Here is a 16,757-nt window from a genome sequence, read left to right on the forward strand (position 1 = left end):
GAATGGACAGCAGCGCCGAAGCGCTGCTGTTTTGTCATTTGGCTTCGTTCGCCGCCGGCTTGGGCAGCATGCGGGCGAGTTCGGCCTCGGTGAGGATCTCGAACGAGCGCACGACGCGCTGCACACCCGAGGTGTTGCGCGCGATCTCGGTGGCGCGGTCGGCTTCGCGCTGCGTGACACGGCCCATCAGGTAGACCGTGCTGCGCTCGGTCACCACCTTGAAGGCGCTGGCCGACAGGTCCTTGGCGTCCACCAGCGATGCCTTCAGGCGGCCGGTGATCAAGGTGTCGGCAGCGCGCTCCTGCAGCGACGGGCTGTTGGTCACCGACAGCTCGTTGATGATCTCGGCCACGTTGTCGACCTGCGAGACGATTTTGCTTGCCAGTTCCTTGTCGGCAGCGCTGGCCACCTCGCCGGTGAGCAGCACGCGGCGGTTGTAGCTGGTCACGCCGGCGCGTGCGCGGTTGCCCATCTGATCGCGCAAGCGGTTGGTCGCGCGCAGTTCGATGCCCTGGTCATCCAGCTGGGCGCCCGAGGTGCGGCGGTCCACCGCCACCAGGGCACCGCCCACCGCACCGCCCACGATCAAGGGCGCGCAGGCGGACAGTCCAGCGCTCAGCGTCACGGCGACCAGCACGCCAGCGGCAACACGGCTGCGAACAGCAAAAGGGACATGGCTCATGAGGAACTCTCCTGTTCGTTGGTCAAGACGTTGGGCAGGCCCAGCAACTGGGCGTCCACGCCGTCACAAATGCAGTGCAACACCAGGTGGTGCACCTCCAGAATCCGGGCGGCGAGGTCGTGCGGCACACACACATGCACATCGGTATCGCGCAGCAGCAGCGCCAGCTGGCCTCCGCGCGCGCCAGTGAGGGCCACCACCGTCATGTCGCGCTCGTGCGCGGCTTCCACCGCGGCGAGCACATTGGACGAATTGCCCGAGGTGGTGAGCGCCAGCAGCACGTCGCCAGCCTGGCCAAGTGCACGCACCTGGCGGGCATAGACCGAGCGCACATCGAAGTCGTTGGCAATGCCGGTGAGCACCGCCGCATCGGCCGAGAGGGAGAACGCGGCCAGCTCGGGGCGCTCGCGGTCGTAGCGGCCGACGAAGCTCGCAGCGAAATGCTGGGCGGCGGCCGCCGACGCGCCGTTGCCGCACGAGAGCACCTTGCCACCACCGGTGACGCTGGCGAGCACCGCGTTGGTGGCCGCCTCGACCACCGGCGCGAGCGCCTGTGCGCACTGGTACTTCAGGTCGGCACTGTCGATGAACTGTTGCTGGATGCGTTGCAGAAGCATGGGGCGATCATAGCGGTGGGGTCTGTATCAAATTGCGCCGGAGGCGTCGAAGGCCGCGCGTAGCCAGTCGATGTGGCCACTGGTGCCGTCGATCAGCACAGCGTCGAATCGGCATGGGGGCTCTGACCCAAGCCGCAGCAAAAAGTGCCGCGCGGCAAACACGATGCGACGCTGCTTGAGCGGAGTGACACTGGCACCCGCACCGCCCTGGCGCTGGCTGGCGCGCTGGCGCACCTCGATGAAGACCAGCGTACCGTCGGGCTCACGCATAATCAAATCGATCTCGCCACCGCCCCGTCCCGGCGTCTTGAAGTTGCGCTGAACCAGCTTCAAACCCTGGCGCTGCAGGTGCTCAAGCGCAGCGTCTTCGGCCGCATCTCCCCGGGCCTTGGTGGTCGGTGCAGGCGCCATCGGCGCCCCGTCTTTCCTGGAACTCCACATTGTCTGCAAGCTCTCCATCCCTGTTGGCGGCCGCGCGCGACGCGGCGGCGCACCAGCATTATCCGCAGGGCGCGCTCTACATGGTCGCCACCCCGATCGGCAATCTGGCCGACATCGGCTTGCGCGCGCTGCAGGTGCTCTCCATCGTGGACACCGTGGCCTGCGAAGACACGCGCCACACCGCCGCGCTGCTGCAAGGCTACGGCCTGCACAAGCCGCTGCTGGCCCTGCACGAGCACAACGAAGCAGAGGCCGCACAAACCGTGGTGCAACGCCTGCAGGCCGGCCAGCGCGTGGCCTATGTGAGCGACGCCGGCACGCCCGGCGTGAGCGACCCGGGCGCGCGCCTGGTTGCGGCCGTGAACGCCGCGGGCCTGCGCTGCGTGCCGATTCCTGGCGCCAGCAGCATCACCGCCTTGCTCAGCGTCTCGGGCACGGTGGCGGGCATGGGGGGCTGGGACGGGCGCTTTGTGTTTGCCGGCTTTCTGGCCAGCAAGGCGGCCGAACGGCAACGTGAGGTGCAGCTCATCGGCGCCGATGCGCGCGCCTGCGTGCTGCTTGAAGCACCGCACCGCATCGAAGCCCTGGCCAAAGACCTGGGTGCACTCGGCGAACGCATGTTGACCGTGGGCCGTGAACTCACCAAACAATTTGAAGAAGTGGTGCACCTGAAGGCCCAGGACTTCAGCACCTGGCTGCAGGCCAACGCGAACCGCACGCGCGGCGAATTTGTGTTGCTGGTTCACCCGCAACCAGCGGCGGCCGAGGCAGAGGGCAGCGTGGACGCAGCGGCCTTGCGCACGCTGGATGTGCTGTTGAAAGAACTGCCGCTGAAAACCGCGGTGAAACTGTGCGCCGAGATCACCGGCCAGCCCCGCAATGCGCTCTACGACGCCGCGCTGGCGCGCCGCCAGGGCGCAGACGATTCAGACGACTGAACTCAGCGGATCACACGCGCCATCGGGTCGGGCCCGGAGCGCGGAGCCGGGGCATCGGGCACTTCGTGGGCCTGCACGTCGACCACATCACCCATGGGCTGCACCGGGCCACGGCCCGGCCACACGCCCTGCGTGTAGCGCTGCGAGGTCTGGCGAAACCGGTTGAACACCACCAGGGGCGCGGGTTTGCGGCCCGTGATCAGCGCCCAGAGCGAGACGCCCAGCACCACCACCAGCGTGGCCAGCAGCAGGCTGAGCACGAACACCAGCGCGGCCACGCCGAGCACGAGCTTGAGAACGCCGCGCACCAGGCGGGCAAAAAAATCGAATAGACCGTTCATGGATGACTGAGTCCCAAGGGCCGGTGTGGGTTCCGCGGGCAGGCTGTGCACCGATCCAGCCCCACCGGTTTGCGGGCCAAACAGTGCTTACATGGGGCCATTGTCCCCGCATGCAAGACAGGCCGGGGCACCGACGGTCGTCACACAGCGTGGCGATGCTCGCTGATATGCTGGCCGCTGCCCGCGCGCACAGCCCGCGCGAGGCCCATCCAAGGCCCCCATGAAACCGATTTACCAGTACTTCTTCCGCGGCCTGATCACGTTCCTGCCGCTGGCCATCACGGTCTACGTGCTCTACCTCACCGTGGCCTGGATCGAGTCGATCGCCATGTGGGCGATCCGGCCCTTCATCGGCGACTTCTACCTGCCCGGTCTGGGCATCGTGCTGGGTGCCGCGCTCATCCTCGGCCTGGGTTTCCTGATCTCGCAGCCCCACCTGGCGCGCTGGCTGTCGTGGATCGAGCTGCCCTTCACCAATCTGCCGGTGGTCAAGAGCATCTACTCCTCGCTCAAGAGTTTTGCCGACTACTTCTCGCCCCACAAGGACACCCCGCAGCAGGCTGTGGTGGTGCTGCGCATGCCGGGCAACGAGATGTCCATCGTCGGGCTGGTCACGCGCCAGAACATGCAGGGCCTGCCGCCCGGGCTGGCCGAGCTGGACCAGGTCGCCGTGTACCTGCCCATGGGCTACATGATCGGCGGCTACACGGTGTTTGTGCCGCGCAGCTGGATCACGCCGATCGAGATGTCGGTCGAAGAGGCCATGCGCTCGTCGCTGCTGGCCTGGATGGCCTCCTCCCGCAACGGCGAGCAGACGCCCGCCAACGACCCCGCCCCATGAGCATCCGCCACCTCGACGCCCTCTTCTCCCCCGCCTCGGTGGCGGTGATCGGTGCCTCGATGCGGCCCACCAGCGTGGGCGGCACCGTGTGGCGCAACCTGAACAACGGCGGGTTCAAGGGCCTGCTCTACGCCGTCAACCCCAAGCACGCCGAAATCGGCGGCGTGAAGACGCACGCCTCGGTGGCCGACCTGCCCGCCGCACCCGAGCTTGCCATCCTGTGCACGCCGGCGGACACGGTGGTGGCGCTGATCGCCGAGCTGGGCGCACGCGGCACCCGCGCGGCCATCGTGCTCACCGCCGGGCTCAATGCGTCGCAGAAGCAGGCCATGCTCGACGCTGCGCGCGTGCACACCCTGCGTATCCTCGGGCCCAACTGCATCGGCATGCTGGTGCCGCACCTGGGCCTCAACGCCAGCTTCGCGCACACCGGCGCGCTGCCAGGAGAACTGGCGTTCGTGTCGCAGTCGGGCGCGCTCGTCACCGCCCTGCTTGACTGGGCCGGCTCGCGCGGCATCGGGTTTTCGCATTTCGTCTCGCTGGGCGAACGCGCCGATGTCGACTTCGGCGACATGCTCGACTTCCTCGGCAGCGACCCCAAGACGCGCGCCATCCTGCTCTACATCGAGAGCATCGAAGAACCGCGCAAATTCATGTCGGCCGCCCGCGCGGCCGCGCGCAACAAGCCGGTGATCGTGGTCAAGGCCGGGCGCTCGACCGCCGGGCAACAGGCCGCCGCCTCGCACACCGGCGCGCTCGCCGGGTCCGATGGCGTGTTCGACGCTGCGATCGCGCGCGCCGGCATGCTGCGCGTGAACACCTTGCAAGACCTGTTTCTCGCTGCCGAGACGCTCTCCCGCTTCCACGGCAACCGCGCCGACCAGCTGATCGTGCTCACCAACGGCGGCGGTGCGGGTGTGATGGCGGCAGACGCCGCCGCCACCGAAGGCGTGCCGCTGGCCGCGCTGAGCCCCTCGCTGCGGGCACAGCTCAACGCCGTGCTGCCCGCCAACTGGTCACACGCCAACCCGGTGGACATCATTGGCGACGCACCGGCCACGCGCTATGTGCAGGCGCTGGAGGCGCTCGCGCAGGACACCGCAAGCGCCGTGCTGTTCATCCACGCGCCCACCGCCATCGTGCCCAGCCTGGACATCGCGCAGGCGCTGCTGCCGCTGGCCCGCGCCGCGCCGAAGCGGGTGCTGGGCTGCTGGCTGGGTGATGGCGCGGTTGCTCAGGCGCGCGAGCTGTTTCGGGCCGCCGGCGTGCCCGACTTCAACACCCCTGAAGACGCGGTGCGCGCCTTCTCGCTGCTGCGCACCTTCCGCGAGCACCAGGCCGAGCTGCTGCAGACACCACCGGCGCGCGCTTCTGCACAAGAGCCCGATCTGCCGCGCATCCGCACCATCGTGGACAGCGTGCTGGCCAGCGGGCGCGAACTGCTCACCGAACCCGAGGCGAAAGACCTGCTGGAAGCCGCCGGCCTGCCGGTGGTGGCCACGCGCGTCGTGGGACCCAGCGCGCCAGCAGCCCAGGCAGCCGCCGACGCGCTGGGCTACCCGGTGGCGCTCAAGATCCTGTCGTTCGACATTTCGCACAAGTCCGACGTGGGCGGTGTGCGCCTGAACCTGGGCAGCGCGGCCGAGGTGGGCGAGGCCTGCGCGACCATGCTGGCGCGTGTGCGCGAGCAGCGCCCGGATGCAAAGGTCGAAGGCTTCACCGTGCAGACCATGGTCCGCAAGAAGCACGCGCACGAACTCATCGTCGGCGCCAGTGTGGACCCGGTGTTCGGCCCCACGGTCCTCTTTGGCCAGGGCGGTGTGGCGGTTGAGGTGCTGGCCGACACCGCACTGGCACTGCCGCCCTTGAACACCACGCTGGCGCTGGCGCAGATCGCGCGCACCCGCGTGGCCCGGCTGTTGCGCGGCTACCGCGACGAACCCGCTGCCGACATCGATGCCATCGCCCAGGTGCTGGTGAGCGTGTCGCAACTGCTGGCCGACGTGCCCGAACTCGCCGAACTCGACATCAACCCGCTGCTGGCCAACCACGAGGGCGCGGTGGCGCTGGACGCGCGGGTGCGCGTGTCGGCGCGGCGTCCGGCTGGTGCTGTGAACTTCGCCATCCAGCCCTACCCGCAAGACCTGGTGGAAAGCTGGGACTGGCAGGGTCAGCCGGTCACGCTGCGTCCGATCCGCCCGGAAGACGAAGCCCAGCACCTTGCGTTTCTGGAAAAACTCGATCCGGAGGACATCCGCCTGCGCGTGTTCTACAGCCGCCGCCACATCGAACACAGCGAGCTCGCGCGGCTCACCCAGATCGACTACGCGCGCGAGATGGCCTTCATCGCCACCCGCGTCGGTGCCGACGGCGTGGAGGAAACGCTGGGCGCGGTGCGCGCGGTGGTGGACCCGGACAACGTTGGTGCCGAGTTCGGCGTGATCGTGCGCTCCGACCTCAAGGGCAGTGGTCTGGGCCACAAGCTGATGTGCAAGCTCATTGAGCACCTGCGCGCGCGCGGCACACAGCGAATCTTTGGGACGGTGCTGCGCATCAACCGCGGCATGCTGGAACTTGCGCGGTCCCTCGGCTTCCAAGAGACGACCAACCCCAGCGATCCCGGCGACGTTGAGACGCGGTTTGTCGCGCTGGACCTGCAAACCACTGTCGGGCAGCCGCCATGAAAAATCCACCCAATCGCCGCCACCTGTTGATCGCCAGCGCCGCCGCGCTGGCCGCGCCCGCCTGGTTGCCCTCTGCGCTCGCGCAGGCCAACAACCTGCGCCCCACACCCAGCCAGACCGAAGGCCCGTTCTACCCCGTGGCCCTGCCGGCCGACAGCGACGCCGACCTGCTGAAAAACGGCACTGTGAACTACGGCCAGGGCCAGCCGGCCTGGGTCGAGGGCACGGTGGTCGACCTGGCGGGCGTGCCGGTGTCGGGAGCGGTGGTCGAGATCTGGCAGTGCGACCACGCCGGTCACTACCACCACCCCGGCGATGGCGGCCGGGCCGACCCGGCCTTCCAGGGCTTCGGCAAGGTCACTGTGGGGCGCGACGGCCGCTACCGTTTCCGCACCATCCGCCCGGTGCAGTACAGCGGGCGCACGCCGCACATCCATGTGAAGGTGCGCCTGGACCGCATGGAGCTGCTGACCACGCAGCTGTATGTGGCGGGCGATCCGGGCAACGAGCGTGACTTCTTGTGGCGGCGGCTCAATGAGGCAAGCCGCGCGGCACTCACGGTGCCTTTTGCATCAGGCAGCGACGGCGTTCGCGCGACCTTCCCCATCGTCGTTCAGGCCTAGAAAGCCCCGGGGGCACCCGGGGGCTCTGCTTGCGCGCTTAAGCTGCCGGCCATGGATTCACTGACTCAGATTGCCCTGGGCTCTGCCGTCGGCGTGGCTGTGATGGGCCGGCGCACGGCCCTGTGGAAAGCCGCGCTGTGGGGCGCCATTGGCGGCACGCTGCCCGACCTCGATGCCTTCATCGACCACGGCGACGCCATCCTCAACATGACGCGCCACCGCGCCGAGAGCCACGCGCTGTTCATCCTCACGCTGGCCGCGCCGGTGCTGGCGTGGATCGTCTCGCGCATCCACGGTGAAGCGGCGCTGTTCAAGCGCTGGTGGCTGGCGCTGTGGCTGGTGCTCATCACGCACCCGCTGCTCGACGCCATGACGGTCTACGGCACACAGCTGCTTCAGCCCTTCACCGACCATCCGTTTGGCGTGGGCAGCGTCTTCATCATCGACCCGCTCTACACCGTGCCGCTGATCGTGGGCGTGGTCGCCGCGCTGCGGCTGAAGAACGCGCGGGGCCTGAACTGGAATGTGGCCGGACTCGTTGTCAGCACGCTGTACCTGGCCTGGAGCGTGGCCGCGCAGCAGCACGCCACGCAGGTGGCGCGTGCTTCGCTGCAGCAAGAAGGCGTTCAGGCCACCGCCTTGCTGGTCACGCCCTCGCCGTTCAACACCGTGCTGTGGCGCCTTGTGGCCACCACGCCCACGCACTACCTGGAAGGCCACACCTCGCTGCTGGACGACGACCAACGCATCGTCTGGACTCGGCACGAACGCGGCGCGGGCCTGCTGGAGCGGCACGCCAGTGAGCCCTCGGTGGCGCGCATGGCGGCGTTCACGCACGGCTTCTACAGCGTGTCCGAAACCGGCGGGCGCCTGTTTGTGACCGACCTGCGCATGGGCCAGGAGCCCAGCTACACCTTCCACTTCGACCTGGGCACCGAGGCCGCGCGCGCCCAGGGCGGGCACCGGCCCACGCTCAACGGTCAGAGGCCCGACATCGGCCCCGCGCTCGACTGGCTTTGGCGGCGCATGTGGGGCGAGCGAATTCCTTCGCCGCGCCCCAACACCTGATCAGCTGCCCAAGGCGGCCAGCAGGTCCGGCTGCACGATCTCGATCCAGTAGCCGTCGGGGTCCTTGATGAAGGCCACGTTTTTCATCTTGCCCTGGTCGGGGCGCTTCACATAAGGGACCTGGTTCTCATCGAACCAGGCCACGGCCGCGGCCAGGTCGGGCACCGAAAAGCAGATGTGGCCAAAGCCCTGCGGCTGGGCGTTGCCGTCGTGGTATTTGAAATCGGCCTGGTTCTCGGTGCCCCAGTTGTGGGTGAGTTCGAGCACGCCGCGCTGGCTGAAGGTCCAGCTGGTGCGTTGGCCCACGTCGTCGGGTGCCGCGCCGTCTTCCGGGCGGGCCAGGAAGTACAGCGAGAACGACATCTCGGGGAAGTCGAGCTTGCGCAGCAGGCGCATGCCCATGACGCGGGTGTAGAAGTCCAGCGCCACGGCCGGGTCTTTCACGCGCAGCATGCTGTGGTTGAACACAAAACCGCGCGAGGCGTCGCTGGGTTGGGCGCAAACGCCGGGCTGGTTTTCGGTGGTGAAGCTCATCGATGGATCTCTCAAAAGGCAAAAAGAAAACAGGACAGGTCAAACAAAAAAGAAGCGCGGGACCGTGAGGCTACCCGCGCTGAACTGGAGAACGTGGCTCAGCGCGCGCGGATCGGCGAGATCACCGGGCGCAGCGTGCCCAGCCCGTGGGTGCCGGTGCCTTGCAGGGGCGTGGTCATGGCCTCGGCGGCAGCCACCTGCAAGGCCGGCGATCGCGGCTCGGCCTGCTGCCGCTCCAGCGCCAGCATGCGACGGCGCATGTAGCGCATGCAGGTCACGCGCAGGAACGACGCGAAGTTGGGCACCTCACCCCGGTGCGCCAGGATCTCGTCGTGGAACTGCGCGATCAGCGCGTTGGTGGTGCAGCCCTCGTCTTCGGCCATCTCGGCCAGCAGGTCCCACACCATGTTCTCCAGCCGGATGCTGGTGAGCACGCCGTGCATGCGCACCGTGCGCGAGCGCTGCTCGTACTGGATCGGGTCGGCCTTGACGAAAAATTCGCACATGGTGGTCTCCTGCGGTGTGAGGGAGCGGAAAACAATCCGGAAAGCGACGCTGCGTGGGGGCCCGATCCGCCGCCGGGCCGCCCCAAGGCGGATCAGCCCCCCTGGGGGGCAGCGGACCTCGCGCAGCGGGGAAGCGTGGGGGCCTAGATTGCTCTCGCCGTCATCTGCTGCGCAATGTAGTCGGCCTGGCGGATCGCCAAAGTAACAATGGTCAGCGTGGGGTTTTCTGCGCCGCCGGTGGTGAACTGGCTGCCGTCGCTGATGAACAGGTTGGGGATGTCGTGCGTCTGGCCCCAGGCGTTGCACACACCGTCCTGCTTGCGCGCGCTCATGCGGCAGGTGCCCATGTTGTGCGTGCTCGGGTAGGGTGGCGTGCGGAAGGTTTTGATGGCACCCGCCGCCTGGTAGATGCGCTCGCCCTGGGTGAACGCGTGGTTGCGCATGGCGATGTCGTTGTCGTGATCGTCGAAGTGCACGTTGGGCACGTAGTTGCCCCACTGGTCCTTGACCTTCTCGTTGAGCGTGACGCGGTTGGTTTCGCGCGGCATGTCCTCGCCCACCAGCCACATGCCGGCGAGCTGGGTGTAGCGCTCCATCCACCAGGCGAAGTCAGCGCCCCAGCCACCGGGGTTGAGGAAGGCGGCCATGAAGGGCACGCCCAGCGACAGCGTCTCCAGCTCGTAGCCGCCCGCAAAGCCGCGCTTGGTGTCGTGCTTGGCCTCGTCGCGCACGATGCCCGCCATGGTGGTGCCGCGGTACATGTGCACCGGGTCCTTGAAGGCTGCGTACACCGAGCCGGTCATGTGGCGCATGTAGTTGCGGCCGACCTGTCCCGAACTGTTGGCCAGTCCGTCCTTGAACATGCTGGAGGCCGAGAGCAGCAGCAGGCGCGGCGTCTCGATGGAGTTGCCCGCCACGCAGACGATGCGGGCCTTCTGGCGCTGCTCTTTCTTGTCTTTGTCGAAGTACACGACACCGGTCACCTTGCCCGCGGGGTTGTGCTCGATGCGGGTCACGTGGGCCTGCGTGCGCAGTTCGAAGTTGCCGGTGGCGTCGGCCTTGGGCAGCTCGGTGTAGAGCGTGCTCCACTTGGCGCCACTCTTGCAGCCCTGGAAGCAGAAACCCAGCTGCAGGCAGCGGCCGCGGCCGTCGCGCGGCTGGCTGTTGATGGCCATGTTTCCGGTGTGCACTTCCTTGTAGCCCAGCTTGGAGGCGCCGTTGTACATCACCTTGAAGTTGTTGTTGCCCGGCAGGCCGGGGATGCCGTTGGTGCGCGTCACGCCCATCTTGTCTTCGGCCTTGGCGTAGTAGGGCTCCAGGTCCTTGAGCGTGATGGGCCAGTCGAGCAGGCTCGCCCCCTTGATCTCGCCATAAACGGTTTTTGTGCGGAACTCGTGTTCCTGAAAGCGCAACGATGCGCCCGCCCAGTGGGTGGTCGTGCCGCCCACGGTCTTGCAGATCCAGGCCGGAAGACCGGCGAAGTCTTTGGCCACGCGCCAGCTGCCCGAGGTGGTGCGGGTGTCCAGCCAGGCCAGCTGGCTGAACGATTTCCACTCGTCGTTGATGAAGCTGGCGTTGCTCTGCGCGCCACCGGCCTCCAGCACCACGACCTTGATGCCCTTCTGGCACAACTCGTTGGCCAGCGTGCCGCCGCCCGCACCCGAACCGATGATGACGACGACCGAGTCGTCGCTGTTTGCAAACGTTGTCATGTGTGTCTCCTGGAGCGTCCCGGTGCTCTGCGGCCCGGTCGCCTCTTGTTGAACTCGTGGGGAAATGCCCGGGGGTCGTGGGTCAGAGATCGGCGGCAGGGCTGGCTTGCGCGGTGGGCGCCGGCAACCACTTCAGGTCCTGGAAGCCGCGCGTGATGTAGCCGCCCTTCTCCCAGGCCGAGCCGGGATAGCCGAAGGTGGCGTAGGCCATGTCGTTGTCGTAGAGCGAGGTGATGCACTGACCCCGTACCGCTCCAAAGAAGGGCTGGCCTTCCATGGCTTTCACGATCTGCAGCTTCTTCGCCGAGCCGGCCTTGGTGAAGTTGCCGTTGGCGGCATTGTTCAGGGCGGCAATACCGTCCTTGAGCATCTTGGCCGCTCCCGCGTCGCCCGCGGCTTTGGCATCGAGGTCCTTGGCCAGCAGCGCGTACACCGCATCGGGCAGTTTCTTGTGCGGATAGAGCACGCGGCCCATGGCCATGAGGGCTTCGCCTTCGGCCTTGCTCAACACCTTGAGCTCGACCGCCCACACCGGCGAAGGCGCGAGGCTGGCGAGCAAGCTGCCGGTGACCAGGGTGCCCATCAGCACCCCCGACCCCTTGAGGAATTCGCGCCGCGCCAGCGGCAGGTTCATCTTGGGCACATCGCCCATGTCTTCGTTGCAAGCGCTGGCCGTGGCGACGGCGGGGGCGTTCCCCTGGATGGCAATGACGCGCATGTTGTCTCCTGCTTTTTTGGGTCTCACACCCGCAGGATTTGCGGGTGTGAAAAGCAGTATTGCGCGCCCGGTCGGCGGGCGGGTGGTAGCTCGCTACCTACAGGGAAAACCCGGGCTGTTCAACCCAGCAACAGCGTGGCCGCGATGGTGGCCACGCCCAGGATCAGATTCACGCCGACCCAGGTGCGGATCGAGGCCAACGCCGCGCCGCCGGCCGGCCAGTCGCTGGCGTTCACGGCGCGCGTGAGGCGCTTGAACAGCGCGAAGCGGATGTGGCCAAAGATCACGATCATCAGGATGCCCAGCGTGGCCATGGCGGTCCAGCCCAGCGGCATGTTGAACGGCAGGCCGGCCTGAACCGTTTCCTTGGCCACGCGCCCGATCATCCACAGGCCCGAAAACAGCACCAGCAACACCACCACCTGCACGGTGGCGAAAAAGCGTTTGAGCACGCCGTGCATGAGACGGATGCGCAGCGGGGGTTCCAGAAATTGCACCGCCGGGCGCATGAAGGCGTGGGCGAAAAACATGCCACCGATCCACAGCACGATGGACAGGACGTGGATGAGCTTGAGACTGGCGTAGATCATGGGGAGCACTTTCGTTGGAGAGAAAAATCAGACGTCGGTGGTGACGCCGCCCACGCGGCGCTGCAATCGGTAGGGCGGCAGGCCTTGCAGCATGCGTCGGCCGTAGCTCTGGCGCAGCAGGCGGGCGTCGTAGCAGACCACCACGGCTTCGTCGGTCTCGCTGCGCAGGGCGCGGCCGGTCCACTGCAGCAGGCGCGCGCCGGTGGCGGGCACCACGAGTTCGCTGAAGGGGTCGCGGCCCTGGGCCTTGAGCCAGTCGGCGCGCGCCTGGCCCACCGGGTCGCTGGGCGAAGCAAACGGCAGCTTGGTGATGAACACCCACTCGCACAGCTCACCCGGCAAATCGAGCCCCTCGCCAAACGACTGCAGGCCAAACAGGATGGAGGCCTCGCCTTCGGCCACGCGCTCGGCGTGGCGGCGCAGCAGCACGGTGCGCGAGGCCTCGCCCTGCACCAGCACGCGCTCGCGCAAGGCGCCGTGTTCGCCGCGCTCCAGCAGGCCCTGCGCCTGGCGCATTTGAGCGCGCGAGGTGAACAGCACCAGCGCGCCGCGCTTGACCTCGCGCAGGTCTTCCATGAGCGAGGCGAGCATCTCGCGCGTGTAGCCTTCCACGTCCTTGGGGTCGGCCACGGTCTGCACCACCACCAGGCGGCCCTGGCTTGCGTGGTCGAATGGACTCTGCACCTCGCGCGTGGCCACCGCGTCGTCGTAGGCCAGACCCGACTCGTGCAGGAAATGGTCGAAGTTGCCGCAGGTCATCAGCGAAGCCGAGGTGACCACCGCGGCGCGCACCTTGTTCCACAAATGGTTGCGCAGCAGGCTGCCGGGCTGCAGCGGGCAGGCGTGCGCGGTGAGCGTGACGAGACCGTGGTGGATGCCGGCCTCCAGCCACTTGGCCAGCGGCGGCTGGCCGTCGGTGGTGGACTGCATCCACAGCGTGGCGGTTTCCTGCGCGCTCTGCAGGCGCGGCGCGAGCACGCCCAGGCGGCTGTAGAGCTTGGCGCAGCGCGCGGCGTCGCTGGGATTTTCGCGTGCGTTGGCCTTGAGCTGGGTGGCCAGGGCTTCAAACACCTTGAGCAGCGCGCTGGCGTTGGCGTGCATCTGCGCCACCACCTCGGTCCACTCGGGCGGCAGCACGCCGCCGTCGAAGCGGTCGACGATGGATGGGGCGTTGTCGGCGAAGCCGCTGCGCGCCGGTGGGCGGCCCTGCGTGCGGCCGGTAAGGTCGAGCCAGGCCGGCAGCGCCCCGATGCGCTGCATCGCCAGGCGCGCGAGTTCGCCCTGGGCGGTCTTCAAATCTTTGGCGAGTTGCGCCACGTCCGAGGTGGGTCGGGCGTCCAGTGCGCCGGCCACCTCGTCCACCGCGCGCGGCAGTTTGTCGAGCCAATTGCTGCGCATGAGGTCCATGGAGGCGGTGAACTGGCCTTGCGCGACCGAGCCCAGGTGGTGCGCCTCGTCGAACACCACATAACAGTCTTGCGGCGCAGGCAGCGCGTGCAGGCCCAGCGTGGCGAGCAGCAGGTCGTGGTTGACCACGATCACCTGCGCCTGCGCCAGCCTGGCGCGCGCCTGGTAGTAGCTGCAGCTGTTGTAGCTGGGGCAGTGGCGCGCGGTGCAGGTGTGGCGCTCGGCCGCCACAGGACCCCACAGGCTGCTGTCGGGCGGCTCGTCCAAGCGGTCGCGGTCGCCGTCCCAGCTGCCGCCATCGAGTGCGTTGGCCCAGGCGGTGTACTGCACGCCGCGCTCCTGCCAGCGCGCGGCCGCCGAGGCCGAGGCCACGGCGCGCGCGGCCACGCCCGAGGCGCTGGCGTCGGTGGGAGCGTCGTCGCTCTCGAACAGGTCGGCGCTGGCCGCATCGCCACCACTGAGCTGGTCCAGCTTCAGGCGGCACACGTAGCGCCCGCGCCCCTTGGCCAGCGCAAAGCTGAACGGCTGGGGCAGCGTGGCGGCCAACGCGGGCAGGTCTTTCGCAATCAGCTGCTCCTGCAGCGCCACGGTGGCGGTGGAGATGATCACGCGCTTTTGCTGCGCCAGGGCCAGCGGAATGACGGTGGCCGCGTAAGCCGCCGACTTGCCCACGCCGGTGCCGGCCTGCACCACCGCGATGCCGCGCGCGGGCAGGGCCGCGTCCGAGGCCACCGAGTCGTCGCCCGGCGTCACGCCCGAGAGCGTGTGCGCGATGTGCGCAGCCATTTCGCGCTGGCCCGGGCGGGCACGGTAGCCGCTGGCGTGCGCCATCACGTGGTCGAAGGCCACCAGGGCGAGCGCCTCGCGCGCCAGAGGGCCGGTGGGCAGCGTGGGGGATTCTTCGGCGGTCGGCTCAAGGAGGGTGGACATGCGCAGCAAGCGGGCAAAGCGCGATTGTCCCAGACGCCCCAGGAGGACATCGGGAACATGGTGCAATGCGCAAGCCCTAACCCAGCCGCGCCCATGACCAAGACATCCCGCCCCACCCGCAAACCTGCCTGCCGCACGGCGGGCGGCAAACTGCCGATTGACCTGGCGCTGCAAGGCGGCGGCTCGCACGGCGCCTTCACCTGGGGAGTGCTCGACCGCTTGCTGGAAGAGGAGTCGCTGGAGATCTCCGCCATCAGCGGCACCAGCGCGGGCGCCATGAACGCCGTGGCCCTGGCCGCAGGCCTCATGGACGGCGGGCGCGAAGGCGCGCGGCGCGTGCTGCGCCAGTTCTGGACGCGCGTGGCCGAGATCTCACCTTTTCACAAGCTGCAAAGCGGGCCGCTGGGCGCCGCGTTTGGCCCGGCGCAGGCGCTCATGGCGCCGTGGCTGGCGCCGTTCAAACAATTCAACGCCGCGCTGGGCAGCCAGCTCTCGCCCTACCAGCTCAACCCGCTCAACCTCAACCCGCTGCGCGACATCCTGGTGGAGACGGTGGACTTCAAGCGCGTGTGCGCCTGCCACAAGACCCGGCTCTTCATCTCGGCCACGCAGGTGCGCACAGGCGCGCTGCGCGTGTTCGGCCAGCACGAACTCACCGCCGACATGGTGATGGCCTCGGCCTGCCTGCCGCTGCTGTTCCAGGCGGTGGAGATCGACGGCGAAGCCTACTGGGACGGTGGTTACGCGGGCAACCCCTCGCTGCTGCCGCTGATCACCGACAGCCCGGCCGACGACTTGCTGCTGGTGCAGATCAACCCGGTGTTGCGCGACGACGTGCCGCGCAGCGCCAGCGACATCCTGGACCGCATCAACGAAGTGACCTTCAACGCCAGCCTGCTCAAGGAGATGCGCAGCATCGCCCTGCTCAAGCAGCTCATCGACGGCGAAGGCCGCGCGGGCCAGCGCCACCGCCAGCCGCTGTTCAAGCGCGTGCAGGACCTGCGCGTGCACCTGATCGACGGTGGCGAATCGCTCAGCTCGCTGGGTGCGGCGAGCAAGACCGAAACGCAGTGGGCCTTTCTCTCGAAGCTGAACGAACTCGGCCACGCGGCGGCCGGGCGCTGGCTGGCCGCCAACGGGCATCACCTGGGTGAACGCGGCAGCTTTGATCTGGCGGGGGTGCTGGAGGGTTGAGGCCGGCGCTGCTCGTACCAGTCGCGCGCGGTGCGCTCGATCTGTTGGAGGAAAACCGTGGCAACTGGCGACAGGCGCTTGCCGCGCGGGTACAACGTCCACCAGCTGCACTGCACCGGAAAGCCCGCCACGGCGAGCTCGACCAGCCGTGGATCCGGCAAGGGTGTGGCCAGCGCGTGTCGTGAGACCACCGCCAGACCCATGCCCGCGGCCACCGCTTCCTTGATCGCCTCGTTGCTGCCCAGCTCCAGGCGCACACGGGGAACGAAACCCTGCGCCTCGAAATGGGCGTCGCACGCCAGGCGCGTGCCCGATCCGCGTTCGCGCACGATGAAACGTTCGGTATCCATATCCGCCAGCGACAGCCTTCGCCGCTGCGCCCAGCGGTGCGAAGCCGAGGCAATCACGACCAGCGGGTTGGGCAGGAAGGCATGTTTGTCCAGCTCGATGTCCTCGGGCGGCATGGACATGATGTAGAGGTCGTCCCGGTTGTGGCGCAGCCGATCCACCACCGCGTCGCGGTTGAGCAGCTCCAGCGCAATGTCGATGTCGGGATGGCTGTCGCAAAAGCTGCCCAGCAGGCTGGGCACGAAATATTTGGCGGTGCTCACCACCGCGAGCCGCAGGCGCCCGCGCGTGAGCCCCTTCATGGCGTCGATGCGCTGCTCAAAGGTCGCCCAGTCGTCTTCCATCAGCCGCGCCGTCTCCACCAAGGCCTCGCCAGCCTCGGTGAGGAACAGCCGCTTGCCGATCTGCTCGTACAGCGGCAAGCCCACCGAGTCGGCCAACTCCTTGATCTGCATGGAGACGGTGGGCTGTGTGACATGGCAGGCCCGCGCCGCCGCGGTGATGCTCTTGTGCTGCGCCAGGGCCAGAAAGAGCCGAAGTTGCCGGAAGGTGAAGTTCATAGACTTTTATCGATGGAAACAAT

Annotated in this window: 17 protein-coding genes; 6 read left to right on the top strand and 11 right to left on the bottom strand. The window is 68.0% G+C overall.

Annotated features, from left to right (window positions below):
* Positions 1–34 precede the first annotated feature (34 nt).
* From F9Z44_RS19205 to F9Z44_RS19215, 3 genes are read right to left on the bottom strand one after another with little or no spacing between them, the layout of a single operon-like run.
* On the bottom strand, positions 35–682 hold the full coding sequence (locus F9Z44_RS19205) for a BON domain-containing protein (protein WP_159608295.1): 648 nt from the start codon (positions 680–682) through the stop codon (positions 35–37).
* Positions 679–1,299, bottom strand: coding sequence for an SIS domain-containing protein (locus tag F9Z44_RS19210; RefSeq protein WP_159608296.1), 621 nt, complete (start codon positions 1,297–1,299; stop codon positions 679–681). The genes F9Z44_RS19205 and F9Z44_RS19210 overlap by 4 nt, the downstream gene beginning before the upstream one ends.
* A 27-nt stretch (positions 1,300–1,326) precedes the next feature.
* Positions 1,327–1,710: a YraN family protein gene (locus F9Z44_RS19215; protein WP_236574194.1), complete on the bottom strand. Its 384-nt coding sequence runs from the start codon at positions 1,708–1,710 to the stop codon at positions 1,327–1,329.
* Between the two features lie 29 nt (positions 1,711–1,739).
* Here F9Z44_RS19215 and rsmI point away from each other — a divergent pair, with 29 nt between their 5' ends.
* Positions 1,740–2,678 carry a 16S rRNA (cytidine(1402)-2'-O)-methyltransferase gene (gene rsmI, locus F9Z44_RS19220; protein ID WP_159608298.1) on the top strand — a complete coding sequence of 313 codons (939 nt, stop codon included), beginning with the start codon at positions 1,740–1,742 and terminating at the stop codon, positions 2,676–2,678.
* A gap of 2 nt (positions 2,679–2,680) precedes the next feature.
* Here the strand turns inward: rsmI and F9Z44_RS19225 are convergent, their stop codons facing one another.
* Positions 2,681–3,019, bottom strand: coding sequence for a hypothetical protein (locus tag F9Z44_RS19225; protein ID WP_159608299.1), 339 nt, complete (start codon positions 3,017–3,019; stop codon positions 2,681–2,683).
* 220 nt (positions 3,020–3,239) lie between these two features.
* On the opposite strand from F9Z44_RS19225, the gene F9Z44_RS19230 reads away from it, so the two are divergent.
* Genes F9Z44_RS19230 through F9Z44_RS19245 form a run of 4 tightly spaced genes read left to right on the top strand, consistent with a single transcriptional unit; the run spans position 3,240 to position 8,235 of the window.
* On the top strand, positions 3,240–3,860 hold the full coding sequence (locus tag F9Z44_RS19230; RefSeq protein WP_159608300.1) for a DUF502 domain-containing protein: 621 nt from the start codon (positions 3,240–3,242) through the stop codon (positions 3,858–3,860).
* Positions 3,857–6,544 carry a bifunctional acetate--CoA ligase family protein/GNAT family N-acetyltransferase gene (locus F9Z44_RS19235; protein ID WP_159608301.1) on the top strand — a complete coding sequence of 896 codons (2,688 nt, stop codon included), beginning with the start codon at positions 3,857–3,859 and terminating at the stop codon, positions 6,542–6,544. Before F9Z44_RS19230 ends, F9Z44_RS19235 begins: the two co-directional genes overlap by 4 nt.
* The gene (locus F9Z44_RS19240; protein ID WP_159608302.1) at positions 6,541–7,167 is read left to right on the top strand and encodes a dioxygenase family protein; all 627 of its coding nucleotides are present in this window, start codon (positions 6,541–6,543) and stop codon (positions 7,165–7,167) included. Before F9Z44_RS19235 ends, F9Z44_RS19240 begins: the two co-directional genes overlap by 4 nt.
* Before the next feature lie 51 nt (positions 7,168–7,218).
* Positions 7,219–8,235: a metal-dependent hydrolase gene (locus tag F9Z44_RS19245; RefSeq protein ID WP_159608303.1), complete on the top strand. Its 1,017-nt coding sequence runs from the start codon at positions 7,219–7,221 to the stop codon at positions 8,233–8,235.
* On the opposite strand, the gene gloA is transcribed toward F9Z44_RS19245, so the two are convergent.
* The 6 genes from gloA to dinG all read right to left on the bottom strand — a co-directional run bounded on the left by gloA (position 8,236) and on the right by dinG (position 14,632).
* A complete protein-coding gene (gene gloA, locus F9Z44_RS19250; RefSeq protein ID WP_159608304.1) occupies positions 8,236–8,769 on the bottom strand; it encodes a lactoylglutathione lyase in 534 nt (177 codons plus the stop codon).
* 98 nt (positions 8,770–8,867) lie between these two features.
* Positions 8,868–9,275: a ribbon-helix-helix domain-containing protein gene (locus tag F9Z44_RS19255; protein WP_159608305.1), complete on the bottom strand. Its 408-nt coding sequence runs from the start codon at positions 9,273–9,275 to the stop codon at positions 8,868–8,870.
* 143 nt (positions 9,276–9,418) lie between these two features.
* Entirely contained in the window at positions 9,419–10,987 is a 1,569-nt protein-coding gene (locus F9Z44_RS19260) for a GMC family oxidoreductase (RefSeq protein ID WP_159608306.1), read from the bottom strand.
* An 82-nt stretch (positions 10,988–11,069) separates the two neighbouring features.
* Entirely contained in the window at positions 11,070–11,705 is a 636-nt protein-coding gene (locus F9Z44_RS19265; protein WP_159608307.1) for a twin-arginine translocation signal domain-containing protein, read from the bottom strand.
* A 119-nt stretch (positions 11,706–11,824) separates the two neighbouring features.
* Positions 11,825–12,295, bottom strand: coding sequence for a CopD family protein (locus tag F9Z44_RS19270; protein ID WP_159608308.1), 471 nt, complete (start codon positions 12,293–12,295; stop codon positions 11,825–11,827).
* A 27-nt stretch (positions 12,296–12,322) separates the two neighbouring features.
* The gene (gene dinG / locus F9Z44_RS19275) at positions 12,323–14,632 is read right to left on the bottom strand and encodes an ATP-dependent DNA helicase DinG (protein ID WP_201449988.1); all 2,310 of its coding nucleotides are present in this window, start codon (positions 14,630–14,632) and stop codon (positions 12,323–12,325) included.
* A 93-nt stretch (positions 14,633–14,725) separates the two neighbouring features.
* Here dinG and F9Z44_RS19280 point away from each other — a divergent pair, with 93 nt between their 5' ends.
* Positions 14,726–15,826, top strand: a complete 1,101-nt coding sequence (locus tag F9Z44_RS19280) for a patatin-like phospholipase family protein (RefSeq protein WP_159608309.1) — start codon at positions 14,726–14,728, stop codon at positions 15,824–15,826.
* Here F9Z44_RS19280 and F9Z44_RS19285 read toward each other — a convergent pair.
* Positions 15,775–16,734, bottom strand: coding sequence for a LysR family transcriptional regulator (locus tag F9Z44_RS19285; RefSeq protein WP_159608310.1), 960 nt, complete (start codon positions 16,732–16,734; stop codon positions 15,775–15,777). The two genes, F9Z44_RS19280 and F9Z44_RS19285, sit on opposite strands and share 52 nt — an antisense overlap.
* Positions 16,735–16,757: the final 23 nt, after the last annotated feature.

The organism is Hydrogenophaga sp. PBL-H3 (genome assembly GCF_010104355.1).
Taxonomy (GTDB): domain Bacteria; phylum Pseudomonadota; class Gammaproteobacteria; order Burkholderiales; family Burkholderiaceae_C; genus Hydrogenophaga.

Excerpts from the sequence above, each read along its gene's own strand:
- F9Z44_RS19210 (WP_159608296.1), bottom strand. The coding sequence starts at position 1,299 with ATGCTTCTGCAACGCATCCAGCAACAGTTCATCGACAGTGCCGACCTG.
- F9Z44_RS19205 (WP_159608295.1), bottom strand. The coding sequence starts at position 682 with ATGAGCCATGTCCCTTTTGCTGTTCGCAGCCGTGTTGCCGCTGGCGTG.
- dinG (WP_201449988.1), bottom strand. The coding sequence starts at position 14,632 with ATGTCCACCCTCCTTGAGCCGACCGCCGAAGAATCCCCCACGCTGCCC.
- F9Z44_RS19280 (WP_159608309.1), top strand. The coding sequence starts at position 14,726 with ATGACCAAGACATCCCGCCCCACCCGCAAACCTGCCTGCCGCACGGCG.
- F9Z44_RS19230 (WP_159608300.1), top strand. The coding sequence starts at position 3,240 with ATGAAACCGATTTACCAGTACTTCTTCCGCGGCCTGATCACGTTCCTG.
- F9Z44_RS19215 (WP_236574194.1), bottom strand. The coding sequence starts at position 1,710 with ATGGCGCCTGCACCGACCACCAAGGCCCGGGGAGATGCGGCCGAAGAC.
- F9Z44_RS19240 (WP_159608302.1), top strand. The coding sequence starts at position 6,541 with ATGAAAAATCCACCCAATCGCCGCCACCTGTTGATCGCCAGCGCCGCC.
- F9Z44_RS19255 (WP_159608305.1), bottom strand. The coding sequence starts at position 9,275 with ATGTGCGAATTTTTCGTCAAGGCCGACCCGATCCAGTACGAGCAGCGC.
- F9Z44_RS19225 (WP_159608299.1), bottom strand. The coding sequence starts at position 3,019 with ATGAACGGTCTATTCGATTTTTTTGCCCGCCTGGTGCGCGGCGTTCTC.
- F9Z44_RS19260 (WP_159608306.1), bottom strand. The coding sequence starts at position 10,987 with ATGACAACGTTTGCAAACAGCGACGACTCGGTCGTCGTCATCATCGGT.
- F9Z44_RS19265 (WP_159608307.1), bottom strand. The coding sequence starts at position 11,705 with ATGCGCGTCATTGCCATCCAGGGGAACGCCCCCGCCGTCGCCACGGCC.
- gloA (WP_159608304.1), bottom strand. The coding sequence starts at position 8,769 with ATGAGCTTCACCACCGAAAACCAGCCCGGCGTTTGCGCCCAACCCAGC.
- F9Z44_RS19285 (WP_159608310.1), bottom strand. The coding sequence starts at position 16,734 with ATGAACTTCACCTTCCGGCAACTTCGGCTCTTTCTGGCCCTGGCGCAG.
- F9Z44_RS19235 (WP_159608301.1), top strand. The coding sequence starts at position 3,857 with ATGAGCATCCGCCACCTCGACGCCCTCTTCTCCCCCGCCTCGGTGGCG.
- F9Z44_RS19245 (WP_159608303.1), top strand. The coding sequence starts at position 7,219 with ATGGATTCACTGACTCAGATTGCCCTGGGCTCTGCCGTCGGCGTGGCT.
- F9Z44_RS19270 (WP_159608308.1), bottom strand. The coding sequence starts at position 12,295 with ATGATCTACGCCAGTCTCAAGCTCATCCACGTCCTGTCCATCGTGCTG.